The 14,431-nt window shown below is 44.6% G+C and carries 16 protein-coding genes and 10 tRNA genes; all 26 read left to right on the top strand.

All coding sequences use genetic code 11. The features are described 5' to 3' along the window. The first annotated feature begins 101 nt into the window (after positions 1 to 101). The 26 genes from cshA (at position 102) to L2D08_RS16235 (ending at position 14,261) form a co-directional block, all read left to right on the top strand. On the top strand, positions 102 to 1,568 hold the full coding sequence (gene cshA / locus L2D08_RS16360; RefSeq protein WP_242235261.1) for a degradosome RNA helicase CshA: 1,467 nt from the start codon (positions 102 to 104) through the stop codon (positions 1,566 to 1,568). 66 nt (positions 1,569 to 1,634) lie between these two features. Beyond that, entirely contained in the window at positions 1,635 to 1,985 is a 351-nt protein-coding gene (acpS, locus tag L2D08_RS16355; protein WP_242235259.1) for a holo-ACP synthase, read from the top strand. Between the two features lie 46 nt (positions 1,986 to 2,031). Next, positions 2,032 to 2,997 carry a LolA family protein gene (locus L2D08_RS16350; RefSeq protein ID WP_242235257.1) on the top strand — a complete coding sequence of 322 codons (966 nt, stop codon included), beginning with the start codon at positions 2,032 to 2,034 and terminating at the stop codon, positions 2,995 to 2,997. A gap of 456 nt (positions 2,998 to 3,453) precedes the next feature. After that, the gene (gene alr / locus L2D08_RS16345) at positions 3,454 to 4,614 is read left to right on the top strand and encodes an alanine racemase (protein WP_242235254.1); all 1,161 of its coding nucleotides are present in this window, start codon (positions 3,454 to 3,456) and stop codon (positions 4,612 to 4,614) included. Positions 4,615 to 4,749: 135 nt separating this feature from the next. Beyond that, on the top strand, positions 4,750 to 5,031 hold the full coding sequence (locus L2D08_RS16340) for a CopG family ribbon-helix-helix protein (protein WP_050182177.1): 282 nt from the start codon (positions 4,750 to 4,752) through the stop codon (positions 5,029 to 5,031). 5 nt (positions 5,032 to 5,036) lie between these two features. After that, the gene (locus L2D08_RS16335; protein ID WP_018395451.1) at positions 5,037 to 5,387 is read left to right on the top strand and encodes a type II toxin-antitoxin system PemK/MazF family toxin; all 351 of its coding nucleotides are present in this window, start codon (positions 5,037 to 5,039) and stop codon (positions 5,385 to 5,387) included. A gap of 170 nt (positions 5,388 to 5,557) precedes the next feature. Then, a complete protein-coding gene (locus tag L2D08_RS16330; protein ID WP_242235252.1) occupies positions 5,558 to 6,385 on the top strand; it encodes an RsbT co-antagonist protein RsbRA in 828 nt (275 codons plus the stop codon). Beyond that, positions 6,382 to 6,744, top strand: a complete 363-nt coding sequence (locus L2D08_RS16325) for an STAS domain-containing protein (protein ID WP_172645569.1) — start codon at positions 6,382 to 6,384, stop codon at positions 6,742 to 6,744. The genes L2D08_RS16330 and L2D08_RS16325 overlap by 4 nt, the downstream gene beginning before the upstream one ends. Positions 6,745 to 6,748: 4 nt before the next feature. Then, entirely contained in the window at positions 6,749 to 7,144 is a 396-nt protein-coding gene (locus L2D08_RS16320) for an anti-sigma regulatory factor (protein WP_242235251.1), read from the top strand. A 10-nt stretch (positions 7,145 to 7,154) separates the two neighbouring features. After that, positions 7,155 to 8,165, top strand: coding sequence for a PP2C family protein-serine/threonine phosphatase (locus tag L2D08_RS16315; protein ID WP_242235248.1), 1,011 nt, complete (start codon positions 7,155 to 7,157; stop codon positions 8,163 to 8,165). Between the two features lie 83 nt (positions 8,166 to 8,248). Next, positions 8,249 to 8,578, top strand: coding sequence for an anti-sigma factor antagonist (locus L2D08_RS16310; RefSeq protein ID WP_242235246.1), 330 nt, complete (start codon positions 8,249 to 8,251; stop codon positions 8,576 to 8,578). 2 nt (positions 8,579 to 8,580) lie between these two features. Beyond that, positions 8,581 to 9,045 (top strand): anti-sigma B factor RsbW, encoded by a 465-nt coding sequence (rsbW, locus tag L2D08_RS16305; RefSeq protein ID WP_242235244.1) that lies wholly within the window; start codon positions 8,581 to 8,583, stop codon positions 9,043 to 9,045. Then, positions 9,023 to 9,817, top strand: coding sequence for an RNA polymerase sigma factor SigB (gene sigB / locus L2D08_RS16300; protein WP_242235241.1), 795 nt, complete (start codon positions 9,023 to 9,025; stop codon positions 9,815 to 9,817). Before rsbW ends, sigB begins: the two co-directional genes overlap by 23 nt. Then, positions 9,817 to 10,413 (top strand): PP2C family serine/threonine-protein phosphatase, encoded by a 597-nt coding sequence (locus L2D08_RS16295; protein WP_242235239.1) that lies wholly within the window; start codon positions 9,817 to 9,819, stop codon positions 10,411 to 10,413. Before sigB ends, L2D08_RS16295 begins: the two co-directional genes overlap by 1 nt. Positions 10,414 to 10,477: 64 nt before the next feature. Next, complete coding sequence (locus tag L2D08_RS16290; protein WP_242235237.1) at positions 10,478 to 12,628, top strand: Tex family protein; 2,151 nt, start codon at positions 10,478 to 10,480, stop codon at positions 12,626 to 12,628. Continuing rightward, entirely contained in the window at positions 12,625 to 13,092 is a 468-nt protein-coding gene (locus L2D08_RS16285; protein ID WP_242235234.1) for a SprT family protein, read from the top strand. Before L2D08_RS16290 ends, L2D08_RS16285 begins: the two co-directional genes overlap by 4 nt. 158 nt (positions 13,093 to 13,250) lie before the next feature. After that, a tRNA-Asn gene (locus L2D08_RS16280) sits at positions 13,251 to 13,325 on the top strand. Between the two features lie 4 nt (positions 13,326 to 13,329). Then, positions 13,330 to 13,420, top strand: a tRNA-Ser gene (locus tag L2D08_RS16275). A gap of 14 nt (positions 13,421 to 13,434) precedes the next feature. Next, positions 13,435 to 13,506: transfer RNA gene (locus tag L2D08_RS16270), tRNA-Glu, on the top strand. Positions 13,507 to 13,558: 52 nt separating this feature from the next. Next, positions 13,559 to 13,635 (top strand) — tRNA-Asp (locus tag L2D08_RS16265). Positions 13,636 to 13,650: 15 nt separating this feature from the next. Further along, positions 13,651 to 13,725: transfer RNA gene (locus tag L2D08_RS16260), tRNA-Gln, on the top strand. A gap of 8 nt (positions 13,726 to 13,733) precedes the next feature. Beyond that, a tRNA-Lys gene (locus L2D08_RS16255) sits at positions 13,734 to 13,809 on the top strand. 101 nt (positions 13,810 to 13,910) lie between these two features. After that, positions 13,911 to 13,996: transfer RNA gene (locus L2D08_RS16250), tRNA-Leu, on the top strand. A 9-nt stretch (positions 13,997 to 14,005) separates the two neighbouring features. Next, a tRNA-Arg gene (locus L2D08_RS16245) sits at positions 14,006 to 14,082 on the top strand. An 18-nt stretch (positions 14,083 to 14,100) separates the two neighbouring features. Beyond that, positions 14,101 to 14,174: transfer RNA gene (locus tag L2D08_RS16240), tRNA-Pro, on the top strand. Between the two features lie 13 nt (positions 14,175 to 14,187). Further along, positions 14,188 to 14,261: transfer RNA gene (locus L2D08_RS16235), tRNA-Gly, on the top strand. Positions 14,262 to 14,431: the final 170 nt, after the last annotated feature.

Below are 14,431 nucleotides of genomic sequence, written 5' to 3'. Positions count from 1 at the left end.
CGTGAAATGATAAGATGGAAAAGACATGTTGCTCTTCGCATAAATGTAGAAGGGTATTTTTTTGTGCGGATGGCAGTTTAACATAGAAGGAGAAGAAACTATTGACAAAATTTAAAGATTTAAATTTAAGCGAAGCAACGCTGAAAGCAATTGACAAAATGGGCTTTGAAGAGGCGACGCCAATTCAGTCTGAAACGATTCCTTTAGGCTTAACTGGAAAAGACATCATCGGACAGGCACAAACAGGAACGGGTAAAACAACAGCGTTTGGTATCCCGATGGTGGAAAAAATTGATACGAAAAATGAAGCAATCCAAGGGTTGATTATTGCACCGACACGCGAGCTTGCGATTCAGGTTTCAGAAGAACTTTATCGAATCGGCAGCGGCAAACGTGTCCGCGTGCTGGCTGTTTATGGCGGACAGGACATTCAACGCCAAATTCGCGCGCTTAAACAACGCCCGCATATTATCGTTGGAACACCGGGACGTATTCTAGACCATATTAACCGCCGTACATTAAAACTTGAGAATCTTGAAACGCTTGTGCTTGACGAAGCAGATGAAATGTTGAACATGGGCTTTATTCAGGACATTGAATCGATTCTTTCAAATGTTCCTGCAGAGCGCCAGACACTCCTTTTCTCAGCAACAATGCCGGGACCAATCCGGGCGATCGCTGAGCGCTTTATGAAAGATCCGGAAATGATCAAAGTAAAAGCGAAGGAAATGACGGTTTCTAACATTGATCAGTATTACGTGAAAGTACCGCAGCGTGAAAAATTCGACGTTCTTGCCCGTTTGATGGATTCTCATTCACCTGAGCTTGCAATCATCTTTGGCCGTACAAAGCGCCGTGTTGATGAGTTGGCAAATGCACTTAGCCTGCGCGGTTACCAGGCGGAAGGTATTCATGGTGACTTGACACAAGCAAAGCGTTTAACGGTATTAAACCGTTTTAAAGCAGGAAAAATCGATGTGCTGGTAGCAACAGACGTTGCGGCGCGCGGTCTTGATATTTCTGGCGTTACACACGTTTATAACTATGATATTCCACAGGACCCTGAAAGCTATGTTCACCGTATCGGCCGTACAGGACGCGCTGGTAAAGAAGGTATGGCGATTACGCTGGTTGATCCACGTGAAATGAGCTATCTTCGTGAAGTGGAACGTACAACGAAAAAACGCATGAATCCAATGGAAGCTCCATCTTGGGATGATGCGCTTAGCGGTCTGCAGCAAGCGGCTGTTACAGAGCTTGAAGAAGCGATCGCTAAAAATGAATGGGCAGAATACCGCTCATTTGCAAAGGAAATGCTTGACCAGTACGGTGCAGAAGATGTTGTAGCGGCGGCATTAAAACTTATTACAAAAGAGCCGGACCGTACACCGGTTCATATTACAAATGAAGCGGCGCTTCCACAAAAACGTGATAAGTTCCGCAGCAAAAACTCAGGCGGATACCGCAAATCTGGCGGAGGTGGACGCCAGGGCGGCGGACGCTCTTACGGAAACCGTGACCGCAAAGGCGGATCAGGCAGCGGACGCCGTAAATATTCATCTAACTAATCAATGATCGACGAAAGCCGTTCCGGAAGCCCGGAACGGCTTTTTTTTTAAGAAAGGATGGCTATTATGATTAAGGGCATTGGGATGGATATTGTTGAAATTGACCGGATCAAGCGGCTGATTGATCGACAGCCGAAATTTTTAGAGAGGGTGCTGACACCGGCGGAGCTCGATTCTTATCTCCAAAAAAAAGGCACACGCCGCTTTGAATATGCCGCCGGGCGCTTTGCGGTTAAAGAAGCATTTTCAAAAGCGGCCGGGACAGGCATTGGCGGGGAGCTGTCGTTTCAGGATATTGAAATAGGTGCAGACGAGAGAGGCAAGCCGATTCTCATCCAGCCATACAGTGAAGGCGTTCATGTCACGATTACCCATAGCCAGCATTATGCCGCAGCGGTTGTAATCATTGAATCATAATTGTACAGGCCCCCTCATATAGTGCTAGTGAGGAAGGGGTGCGGGGATGAAAAAGTGGATCGGATTGCTGTTGATGGTGCTTCTTTTATCTGCGTGCGGAGGATCGCCGTCACAAGAAGACGTTGTAAAGGAAATTTCCGACAAAGCAAGAAATGCCGCCGGTTATAAAGCGAAAGCTATTTTAGAAGTGCAGGCAGGTGAAGAAAAGCAAACGTATAACGTAGACATTTGGAATCAGCGTCATACGAATTACCGTGTTCATCTTTCGTCGGTAACCAATAAGCACAGCCAGACGATTGTTAAAAACAAAACAGGGATTTATGTGATGACTCCATCACTTGGCAAAAGCTTCCGCTATGAAAATAATTGGCCGGAAAACAGCAGCCAGTCCTACCTGTTTGAATCGCTGGCTGCCGATATCCAAGCCGATGGAGAAGCTGTTTTTAAAGAAACAGAGGATTACTATGTGTTCCAAACAAAAACGCGCTATACAAACAGTCAAATGCTTCCAAAGCAAGAGATTTCATTTCACAAGAAAAATTTCACCCCAGCGCTTGTGAAAGTAATGGATACGAAGGGGAAGGTTGTTATTTCGGTTGTATTTAAAAAGATGGACTTAAAGCCGAAATTTGCAAAAGATGATTTTAGTGAAAAGAAAGCCGCCGCCAAAGAAACAGCTGGCGCATCGCCTTCGGAATTCATGATTCATTATCCAACAGAGACCGGAGGAGCAGAGCTGGCAGATGAAACCCGGATTGATAACCGTGTGATCTTAACTTATGAAGGCAGCAAGCCATTCACATTGATTGAGCAGCCTGCCGTTCCTAGTGAAGAAGGAATCGCCCGTGCGTCCGGTGACTTGTCCGATATGGGCTTTGCGGCCGGGGAGGCAGAAGACGGGTCACTTCATTGGGTATATAATGGTGTGGAATTTATGCTGGCGTCAGATGAACTGTCCCAGGGCGAGATGGCGCGCATTGCCGCTTCGATCTCACCGGAATCAGTTAAATAAGAGGCAGCGGTGCAGTTTACCGCCGCTTTTTTTTTGTTTAAAATAGGAAATGCGTAAGAATCCCGTTTAGCGCTGTATGGTCTGGAGCACTCTGACGAAGATAAAGAAAACACGAAGAGCGCCAACGATTCGATGTTGACTTATCGCTGGGAGGAGGGTGAAGAACAAAAAGCGGTGGGATACTGGAGCCGGACAATAGGAAATGCGTAAGAATCCCGTTTAGCGCTGTATGGTCTGGAGCACTCTGATGAAGATAAAGAAAACACGAAGAGCGCCAGCGATTCGATGTTGACTTATCGCTGGGAGGAGGGTGAAGAACAGAAAGCGGTGGGATACTGGAGCCGGACAATAGGAAATGTGCAAGAAACCCGATTAGCGCTATATGGTCTGGAGCGCTCCGGTTTGGATAAGAAGAACCACGGGCTGAGGACTAGGGAATAAAGAGCAAGACGATAAATGAACTGGGAAGTGACATCAATGGAATTCTACCGGGACACCTGGGCAGAAATTGATTTGGATGCAATAAAATGGAACGTGGAAAAAACATTAGAACAGCTTGATTCTTCCGTATTTTTATATGCAGTTGTAAAAGCAAACGCATACGGACATGGGGATGTGCAGGTCGCCCGGGCAGCTATTCAAGCTGGCGCAAAAGGGCTGGCGGTCGCTTTTTTAGATGAAGCGTTAAAGCTGAGAGCATCAGGGATTAAAGTGCCTATTCTAGTGTTAGGTGCAAGCCGGCCGGAGGATGCTCATTTAGCAGCAGCCCAAGGAATCTCACTTACGGTGCATAATGAAGAGTGGTTTGAAAAAGCTGCTGTACATAAAGGGCAGCAGTTGCATATACATTTAAAATGCGATAGTGGAATGGGCCGTATCGGTTTTAGAGATGAATCCGAGCTGCTTGGAGCGATCAGCCGGATTGAAGCGTCGGACCGGCTTGTTTTTGATGGGATCTTCACTCATTTCGCAACAGCGGACGAAGAAGAAACAAGCTACATGGAGGAACAGCTTATACGCTTTCAGGAGATGCTTGACGCATTAAAAGAAAAGCCCCGGTTTATTCATTGCTCAAATAGCGCAGCAACGCTTCGGTTTAAAGGAGCTGGCTTTAACGCGGTCCGGCTTGGTATTGCTATGTACGGGTTGACGCCTTCAACTGAAATATCCGCGCAGCTGCCTTTTCCGCTTAAGCCGGCTTTTTCGTTGAAGTCAAAGCTTGTTCATGTAAAAAAGCTTAAGCCTGGTGAAAAGGTAAGTTATGGAGCCACCTACGAAGCTGCTGGGCATGAATGGATTGGTACTCTTCCCATTGGTTACGCAGACGGCTGGATTCGCAAGTTAGGCGGGCAGGATGTGTTAATCGACGGCCGGAGGATGCCAATTATAGGCAGGATTTGCATGGATCAGTGCATGGTAAGGCTTCCAGAGGAATATAAAACCGGAACATTGGCAACACTCATTGGACAACAGCAAAATGAAGAAATTTCAATGGAAGAAATCGCCGAGAAAAGAGAAACCATTAATTACGAAATTCCATGTGTGATTACGTCACGTGTGCCAAGAGTGTATGTAGAGAACGGAAAAAAAGTATCTGTGACCAATCCCCTGTTGTAATAGATTTGACCGTCAAAGGTCCTGTTGTGTAACATTTTTTGAAAATGTCTTTCCAAACCCTTTCAGTGAATGGTATGATAAGTGGGACAGTAATAAGCAAAGAGATGTGTGCAGTGATTGGTGGAGGTGTAGTTCTTGTCTGAATCCGGTACGACGACAGATGTGTTAGTAAACTTGCCAAAGCAGTTTGTGAATGAACTTGACTGTTTTGCGGAACAGGAAGAAATTAGCCGCAGTGAATTCATTTACCGCGCAACAAAAATGTATTTACGCGAGCGAAAAAAACGTCATATTCAAGAATCGATGCGGCGTGGTTATATGGAAATGGCCAAGATCAACCTTGCTATTGCATCAGAAGCGATGCAAGCCGAATTTGAGGCAGGAAACACAGTCGAACGTTTAGTAAGTGGAGGATAAACCGTGTGATCGTAAAACGTGGTGACGTATATTTTGCAGACCTGTCCCCTGTTGTCGGCTCCGAACAAGGCGGCGTCCGGCCTGTTCTTGTCGTTCAAAACGACATCGGGAATCGGTTCAGTCCCACTATTATCGTCGCAGCCATTACAGCTCAGATCCAAAAAGCCAAACTGCCGACGCATGTGGAAATTAATGCGGAGCGGTATGGATTTGAAAGAGACTCCGTTATTTTACTCGAACAGATTCGAACGATCGACAAGCAGCGGCTTACAGATAAGATCACGCAGCTTGACGACGGAATGATGGAGAAAGTGGACGACGCTTTGCAAATCAGTTTAGGTCTTATACAATTTTAACAAAGCACCTCTCGTTTAAGCGGAGGTGCTTTTTTCTTTAAACCATAATTTTTCACGGCTGTCAGATGATACGGCTTTTTAATTATCCAAATAACCTTTATAATAAAAATAATGAACGTTTTTGACGAAAACCGCAGATTTGGAGCGGAACGACGATTGGAGAGAACCGAATGCGGAAAAAGATTTTTCAATATGTACAGTCTCATAACGATGACATATTAAACGAGTGGATTGAATTGATGCGTACAGAAGCTGATGAGCGCGCTGTTCAGGCTATGTCTGACCATATGTTTGTAAAAACAAGTTCAGAGTTTATCCAGCTCGTTATGTCGAACTTTTCAGATTCCGAGGAAAAATTCCAAGAGCGTGCTGTTGACTTCTCAGAAAAGATTGTCCGTCTTGGATGGCCGTTGACAATGATTACAGATGGTCTTCGTGTTTTCGGGAAGATTGTTGAAAACGGCATGCAGCGCTCAGGCGTAATTAACCAACAAACTTATATTGATTTTACAGCAGAAATCAATAACTGGATTTTTCCGATGTATAAAACTATCACAGAAGCGTACACCACATCTTGGGAACGGACGATTTCTCTTCAAAAAATTGCCCTTCAGGAACTATCTGCACCACTGATTCCGGTTTTTGACAAAATCTCTGTTATGCCGCTTGTCGGTACAATTGACACGGAGCGGGCAAAGCAGATTATGGAGAACTTGCTTGAAGGGGTCGTCAGCCATCGAGCTGAAGTGGTATTAATTGATATTACCGGTGTACCGGTTGTGGATACAATGGTTGCCCACCATATTATCCAAGCGGCCGAAGCGGTCCGTCTTGTTGGAGCGAAGTGCACCATTGTCGGTATTCGTCCAGAAATTGCTCAAACGATTGTGAATTTAGGTATTAATCTTGAAGATGTAACAACGACGAGCACAATGAAAAAAGGCGTAGAGCAGGCGCTTGCATCGACGTCAAAACAAATTGTGGAGGTAAAAGAATGAACATGAGAATTCCGATTTTAAAACTGCACGATTGTTTGCTCATTTCGATCCAATGGGAGCTTGATGATCAAACAGCTCTGCAATTTCAAGAAGATCTTCTTCATAAAATCCATGAAACAAGTGCAAGAGGAGTCGTCATTGATTTTACATCCATTGATTTCATCGATTCATTCATTGCAAAAGTACTGGGCGATGTCATCAGCATGTCTAAGCTAATGGGAGCTAAAGTGGTAATTACAGGTATTCAGCCTGCCGTTGCGATTACACTGATCGAGCTTGGTATTCGTCTGGAGGAAGTGATGACCGCACTGGATCTCGAAAAAGGTTTGGAGAAACTTCAACGGGAACTGGGGGACTGACACGATGGACTCTAGTGTGAAGATTATAAATGAATGGGATATCGTAGCGGCGAGACAACTTGGCCGGAACGTAGCGAAAGAGCTTGGTTTCGGTACGGTTGACCAGGCTCGTATTACGACTGCGATCAGTGAACTGGCTCGTAATATTTATTTGTACGCAGGCCAGGGAGAAATAACGATAGAGAAAGTAGAGAATGGAGCAAAAAAAGGAATGACCATTGTTTCCCGTGATGAGGGGCCGGGTATTCCGGATCTTCGAAAAGTCATGGAAGACGGTTTTTCAACTTCGGGTGGACTTGGAGCTGGACTTCCCGGTGTAAAAAGGCTGATGGATGAATTTTCTATTGAATCTACGCCGGGCGAAGGGACGCTTATTAAGTCGGTGAAGTGGCTCCGTTAGGAGGACAAGGATGAATTTCAGAGATACGATGCTCGATGAATACAGAGAAATATTAAAGACGTATATTAATGACCAAACTGAACAGGCTTTATACATGAGCCAAAAATTCAGCCGGAAGTCAATCGAGTATAAAATATCGCCGGAGGAAATGATCAGCCTTCATAAAACATCCATTATGGATCTTGAACCGGACCTTCCGGAATCGCTTCTTTTGTCGCTTGATATTCTGCTTGAGGTGATGATGAGTTATGGCCTGGCGTATCGTGAGCATCAAAGCTTGCGTACGATCCAGCGAGAACTGATCAATGAAATCGAAGTAGCTGCGAGCATGCAGCAGACACTTCTTGGCACACAGATTCCCTGCATTCCCTCTATGGACATCGGGGCAATCAGTGTGCCGGCCAAGCAAATGAGCGGAGACTATTACCATTTTGTATCACATGAAAATGGCGCGATTAGTGTAGCGATTGCTGATATTATTGGCAAAGGAATTCCTGCAGCCCTTTGTATGTCGATGATTAAGTATTCGATGGATAGTATGCCGGAGGATAGCCAGGCCCCGGGCGATGTACTTGAGCGCCTAAACCGTGTTGTAGAGCAGAATGTAGACCCGACAATGTTTATTACGATGTTCAGTGGTTTGTATAATCCGGAAACACATGTTTTTTCTTACTCATCTGCCGGCCATGAACCAGGCTTTTTTTATCATGCCGATACAGGAGAATTTGATGAGCTGCAGGCAAAAGGCCTGCTGCTGGGCGTAGACAAGAAAACAAAGTACAAAGAGTACGAACGGAAAGTAGAAGTTGGAGATATTATTCTGCTCATGTCAGATGGTGTAACAGAATGCCGAACAGAAGAAGGTTTTTTAGAGGTAGACACACTTATTGGGTATATTAAAAAATACATACATCTTGACGCGCAGGATATCGCCGACAAAGTGTACAAAGAGCTGGAGTATTTACAGGATTTTCAGCTTCGTGACGATTTTACGCTCATTATTTTAAAAAGAACTTCTTAATGGGTTTAATCCTTATGTGCCAAGGGTATAAAAGGGATATTGAGTAATGAAGCGATTAATATGTTAAAGGTGGTTTATCCTAAATGAATATTTCAATTGACGTACAAGAACAGGAACAACAGACAACGATCAAACTTGCAGGTGAAATTGATGCCTACACGGCACCAAAATTGCGTGAAACAGCGTTTCCTTATACAGAGAAAAAAGAAGCGGATCTTGTCGTTGACCTGTCTGGTGTTACATATATGGACAGTACAGGTCTTGGCGTTTTCGTCGGACTTTTTAAAAGCTTAAATGCGAATGATGGAACCATGAAGCTAGTTGGGTTATCTGATCGCTTAAAGCGTCTTTTCGATATTACAGGCCTTGCGGACATCATGAACATTAATTCTGGATCAGAAGGTGGCGTGTAAGAATGACGTATGCTGATTATGTAGAAATGAAAATCCCGGCCAAGCCAGAATTTGTCGGTATTACAAGATTGACGCTCTCCGGTATTGCCAGCCGGATGGGTTTTTCATATGACACGATTGAAGATTTGAAAATTGCAACAAGTGAAGCGATTACGAATGCTGTCCAGCACGCTTATAAAGGGGAAGAAGGAGAAGTGCTTATCGGCTTTCGCCTTTATGAGGATCACCTGGAAGTAATTGTATCGGATAACGGAAATAGTTTTGATTTTAAAGAAACAAAAGAGGCACTGGGGCCCTATACAGAAAAGTCAGTTGAATTCCTTCGTGAAGGAGGGCTGGGCCTTTATTTGATCGAAACACTGATGGATGAAGTGAAAGTACATCAAAATGAAGGGATTACTTTGTTTATGACAAAGTATCTCGAAGGAGAGCAGGTGGAGAGGGATGCAGAAACCATCTCGACCTAACCAAGCTGCAAAGCTTCAGGCAATCGAATGGATCAAGGCTTTTCAGGAAAACGGAGACCGGGACGCTCAAGATAAGCTTGTGAAACATTATCATGGATTGGTGGAGTCTATTGCCAGAAAATATTCAAAAGGGCGTTCCCACCATGAAGACATCGTGCAGGTAGGGATGATGGGACTGCTGGGAGCAATCCGCCGATACGACGATTCTTTTGGGAAAAGCTTTGAAGCATTCGCCATTCCGACTATTGTAGGTGAAATTAAGCGATTTTTGCGCGATAAAACATGGAGTGTACATGTACCGAGGCGTATAAAAGAACTAGGCCCAAAAATTAAATCAGCGAATGAAGAATTAACCACTTCTCTTCAACGGTCACCCCGCGTTGATGAGATCGCCCATTATCTTGATATTTCAGAGGAAGAAGTATTGGAAGCAATGGAGATGGGCAAAAGCTATCAGGCGTTATCAGTGGATCATTCCATTGAAGCCGATTCGGATGGAAGTACGGTAACGCTTCTTGATATTGTTGGAAACCGTGAAGAAGGATATGAGCGTGTCGACCAGCGTCTTGTTCTTGAAAAAGTCTTACATGTGCTATCCGACCGGGAAAAGCAGATTATACAATTTACCTATCTTGAAAACCTGAGTCAAAAAGACGCGGGGGACAAGCTTGGTATTTCCCAAATGCATGTTTCCCGGCTGCAAAGAAGGGCTATTAAAAAGTTGAAAGAAGCGATCCATGCTGAAGCCTATTCGACGGAGCACCTTTCTTAATGGAAAAAATACAAAATGAACAGCTGGAATTAATAGCAGGTACACATTCAAAAAACAGAAATTCTTTTTGCGGGGATACCTATTATTTCGCGCAGGAGGGAAACTCGTTTGTTTGTTTGCTTGCAGACGGCCTTGGAAGCGGACGCTACGCCTATGAGTCATCACAAGCAGCGGCGGAAATTGTGAAACGGGATTGGCAGGAAGAATCGGTCGAAGGAATGATGAATTTAATTAACACCGCCATGTTTCAAAAACGTGGAGCGGCGGTTGCACTGTTTAAAATTGATTTTAAAGCACGAAGTTTTGAATATACGTGCGTGGGCAATATTCGTTTCTACTTATATGCTAAAGATGGCAAACTTACGTACCCATTGCCTGTCACCGGTTATTTATCCGGCCGTCCGCAACGGTATAGAATGGAACGCTTTACATATGAGCCGGGCAGCAAATTTCTTGTTCATTCAGATGGCGTTAATTTGCTTAACACAAAAGAGCTGATGCGCTACCGGAGTGCAGAACAGATTGCGGCCGAACTGGACGCTGTCGCTTTAAAATCAAATGACGATGCAACCTTTTTAGTTGGCAACCTGCTGTGAATCAGCGGGTTTTTTCTTTTTTTGCTACAATATGAATATTCAAGGAAGAAGCGGAGGCACCTGTATGGAGGAACACTTAATTAAAGCAGCGGCAGCAGATACAAAAATCAGTGTGGAACAAGTAAAAGCTGTTATTCAGTTAACAGAAGAGGGGAATACAATTCCCTTTATCGCCCGGTATCGAAAAGAAATGACCGGATCACTGGATGAAGTAGAAATTCGAACAATCTTAGAGAAATATACATACCGCAAAAATCTTGAGCAGCGGAAGGAAGAGGTTGTCCGTTCGATTACCGAACAGCAAAAAATGACTCCTGAGATCGCAGCAGTTATTGAGGCGGCAGCAACATTGCGGGCTGTAGAGGATATCTATCGTCCGTTTAAGCAAAAAAAGCGTACAAAAGCGTCCGTTGCAAAAGAAAAAGGTTTAGAGCCTTTAGCCAAGTGGCTTCTATCCTGTCCTAAAGATGCGCAAATCGATCAAGAAGCTCAACAATATATAAATGAGCAAGTAGAAAACATAGAAGCCGCTCTTCAAGGCGCAGCGGATATCATTGCAGAGACTATTGCAGATGATGCAGCGGTTCGGGAGCGTATACGGCTTGACATGACGAAATACGGAAAAATAAAAACAGAGTTAAAAGGTGAGGATGAAAAAGAAGTCTTTAAAATGTATTACGAATATGAAGAGCCCATTAACAAAATTGCTCCTCACCGTACGCTTGCTGTGAACCGAGGCGAAAGTGAAGGGGTCCTAAAGGTTGCTGTCTCTTTTGATGAAGAGCGTGTGATCCGCTATTTAACAAAGAAATTCATTCAAAATGAACAAAGCCCTGCAGCCCCGATTCTATTGGATGCGGCCCGGGATGCATACAAGCGTCTTATTCGCCCCTCTGTAGAAAGAGAAGTGCGGAATGAACTGACAGAAGCGGCAGAAGAACGGGCTATCCACATTTTTTCGGAGAACTTGAAAAATCTTCTGCTCCAGCCGCCGTTAAAAGGAAAAGTGGTTCTTGCAGTCGATCCGGCATACCGAACAGGATGTAAAATGGCGGTTGTAGATGAAACAGGAAAAGTTCTAGCGATTAAAGTCATGTATCCGCACACAGGGGAAGGAAAAAGAAAAGAAGCGAGAGAGCTGTTTAAACAGCTTGCAGAGGAGTTTGAAGCAGATATTATTGCCATTGGAAACGGGACGGCTTCAAGGGAAACCGAACAGTTTGTAGTAGAAATGCTGCCGAGCCTCAAGAAAAAAGCCGCTTATATTATTGTAAATGAAGCAGGGGCCAGCGTGTATTCTGCGTCTGATATTGCACGCGAGGAGTTTCCTCACCTTCAAGTAGAGGAGAGAAGTGCTGTATCGATTGGGCGCCGCATTCAAGACCCGTTGGCGGAGCTGGTAAAAATCGATCCGCAATCGATTGGCGTAGGCCAGTACCAGCACGATGTATCCCAAAAGAAATTATCCAGCTCGCTTGCATTCGTGGTAGAAACAGCCGTAAACCGTGTGGGTGTAGATGTGAATACAGCTTCTCCTTCGCTGCTTGAACACGTAGCGGGGTTAAATAAAACAGTAGCCAAAAATATTGTTCAATATCGAGAAGAAAACGGAAAATTTACGAAGCGTTCTGTGATCAAAAAAGTGCCGCGTCTTGGCGGGAAAACCTTTGAACAGTGCATTGGCTTTCTGCGTATTACAGATGGAGAAGAACCGCTTGACCGGACACCTATTCATCCGGAAAGCTATAAAGAAACAACCGCTCTGTTGAAATCGCTTAGATTTAAAACGACGGATATTGGTTCAGAAGAGCTGGGAGCTGCTCTTCAGACGGTGAATACGGAGCAAATAGCAAAGGAGCTTGGCATTGGCGAGCTGACATTAAAAGATATTATTGACTCACTTCAAAAGCCGGGACGCGATCCGCGTGACGAAATGCCGGCGCCGCTTTTAAAAACAGATGTCCTGAAAATGGAGGATCTTCAAAAGGGAATGGAGCTGCAGGGAACCGTTCGGAATGTAACAGACTTCGGCGCTTTTGTAGATATCGGCGTAAAGCAGGACGGACTCGTTCATATTTCAAAATTGAAAAAAGGATTTGTGAAAAACCCTTTCGATGTTGTGTCGGTTGGGGATATCGTAACCGTCTGGGTAGATGCTGTAGAAGCTGGAAAAGGAAGAATTTCATTGACGATGGTTAAAGACGAATCCAAATGAAAACGAGCGATAAAATGATTCAAAAGCTGACAGAAGAGCTGTCAGAACGTTTTTTTAATCGGCCTTTTCTGCACCGGGCATATATTAACAAGCGGCTTCGGACAACCGGAGGCCGCTACCTGCTTGTATCTCACAATATTGAAGTGAATGAAAAATACATTGAAGCATTTGGAAAAGAAGAACTCATTGGTATTCTAAAGCACGAGCTGTGCCATTACCATCTTCATCTGCAAGGGAAAGGGTACAAGCATGGAGATGAGGACTTTAAAGAGCTGCTGAAACAAACCGGATCGCCGCGTCACTGCCGGACACTTCCAGAACAGGAAGGGAAGCAGAAACAAAGAAAGATTGTTTTTTATAAATGCTCAGGATGCGGAATAAAGTATAAAAGATACCGGCGTATTAACACATCAAGATATGTATGCGGGGCATGCCGGGGAGCTTTAAAAGAAATTATCGAATAATGGTGTTGACAATTGCTGCTTCAATTGATATTTTAATTGAGCAGCTTTTTTTATAAAGTTGTTCAAGTAATAAATATTGAAAAAAACTAAAAAAGTTGTTGACTATAAATGAGTAATTGGTTTATAATACTAAGTGTCGATAAGATAACATTCATTATTCCGCAGTAGCTCAGTGGTAGAGCAATCGGCTGTTAACCGATCGGTCGCAAGTTCGAGTCTTGCCTGCGGAGCCAATCTGGGGAAGTACTCAAGAGGCTGAAGAGGCGCCCCTGCTAAGGGTGTAGGTCGGGTAACCGGCGCGAGGGTTCAAATCCCTCCTTCTCCGCCAGATTTTACTTTTAAGGCCCCTTGGTCAAGCGGTTAAGACACCGCCCTTTCACGGCGGTAACACGGGTTCGAATCCCGTAGGGGTCATCGTCGGGAAGCCGGCTTCACCGGTTTCCCTTCTTTATGTTTAATATTCCATGGTCCGGTAGTTCAGTTGGTTAGAATGCCTGCCTGTCACGCAGGAGGTCGCGGGTTCGAGTCCCGTCCGGACCGCCATTTTTAAAAAAGTATTGGGCTATAGCCAAGCGGTAAGGCAACGGACTTTGACTCCGTCACGCGAAGGTTCGAATCCTTCTAGCCCAGCCATTTTTTTTGAGCCATTAGCTCAGTCGGTAGAGCATCTGACTTTTAATCAGAGGGTCGAAGGTTCGAGTCCTTCATGGCTCACCATTCCTTCGAAACCTTCTAAAAAAGTGTTGACAAGGCAATGAAGTTCGTGTAAAATACTAATTTGTTGGCAAGTGACAATTTGGTGCGCGGAACGCTTTTATGCGGTCGTGGCGGAATGGCAGACGCGCTAGGTTGAGGGCCTAGTGGGGGCAACCCCGTGGAGGTTCAAGTCCTCTCGGCCGCACCAAATAAATAAGCGCCCGTAGCTCAATTGGATAGAGTACTTGACTACGAATCAAGCGGTTAGAGGTTCGAGTCCTCTCGGGCGCGCCATTTTATTATCTTATTTAACGGGAAGTAGCTCAGCTTGGTAGAGCACTTGGTTTGGGACCAAGGGGTCGCAGGTTCGAATCCTGTCTTCCCGATCTCCATTTTTATGCGGGTGTAGTTTAATGGTAAAACCTCAGCCTTCCAAGCTGATGTCGTGGGTTCGATTCCCATCACCCGCTCCAGAAAATTGAACATTGAAAACTGAACAAAATCAATAAAAACGTCAACGTTTTAAATTTTTATCTTCCATTAAAAACACCCCGTGTTTTAATGGAAACAAATGAGCAAGTCAAACTTTTTTGGAGAGTTTGATCCTGGCTCAGGACGAACGCTGGCGGCGTGCCTAATACAT

Source organism: Domibacillus sp. PGB-M46 (assembly GCF_022668875.1).
In the GTDB taxonomy this organism is placed as follows: Bacteria; Bacillota; Bacilli; order Bacillales; family Domibacillaceae; genus Domibacillus.
Note: the sequence above shows the minus strand (reverse complement) of the source record. Positions and strands in the feature narration are given on the sequence as shown.

Bases quoted from the DNA above. Each gene is read 5' to 3' on its own strand.
- acpS (WP_242235259.1), top strand. From the start codon at position 1,635: ATGATTAAGGGCATTGGGATGGATATTGTTGAAATTGACCGGATCAAG.
- L2D08_RS16350 (WP_242235257.1), top strand. From the start codon at position 2,032: ATGAAAAAGTGGATCGGATTGCTGTTGATGGTGCTTCTTTTATCTGCG.
- alr (WP_242235254.1), top strand. From the start codon at position 3,454: ATGAACTGGGAAGTGACATCAATGGAATTCTACCGGGACACCTGGGCA.
- L2D08_RS16330 (WP_242235252.1), top strand. From the start codon at position 5,558: ATGCGGAAAAAGATTTTTCAATATGTACAGTCTCATAACGATGACATA.
- L2D08_RS16325 (WP_172645569.1), top strand. From the start codon at position 6,382: ATGAACATGAGAATTCCGATTTTAAAACTGCACGATTGTTTGCTCATT.
- L2D08_RS16320 (WP_242235251.1), top strand. From the start codon at position 6,749: ATGGACTCTAGTGTGAAGATTATAAATGAATGGGATATCGTAGCGGCG.
- L2D08_RS16315 (WP_242235248.1), top strand. From the start codon at position 7,155: ATGAATTTCAGAGATACGATGCTCGATGAATACAGAGAAATATTAAAG.
- L2D08_RS16310 (WP_242235246.1), top strand. From the start codon at position 8,249: ATGAATATTTCAATTGACGTACAAGAACAGGAACAACAGACAACGATC.
- rsbW (WP_242235244.1), top strand. From the start codon at position 8,581: ATGACGTATGCTGATTATGTAGAAATGAAAATCCCGGCCAAGCCAGAA.
- sigB (WP_242235241.1), top strand. From the start codon at position 9,023: ATGCAGAAACCATCTCGACCTAACCAAGCTGCAAAGCTTCAGGCAATC.
- L2D08_RS16295 (WP_242235239.1), top strand. From the start codon at position 9,817: ATGGAAAAAATACAAAATGAACAGCTGGAATTAATAGCAGGTACACAT.
- L2D08_RS16290 (WP_242235237.1), top strand. From the start codon at position 10,478: ATGGAGGAACACTTAATTAAAGCAGCGGCAGCAGATACAAAAATCAGT.
- L2D08_RS16285 (WP_242235234.1), top strand. From the start codon at position 12,625: ATGAAAACGAGCGATAAAATGATTCAAAAGCTGACAGAAGAGCTGTCA.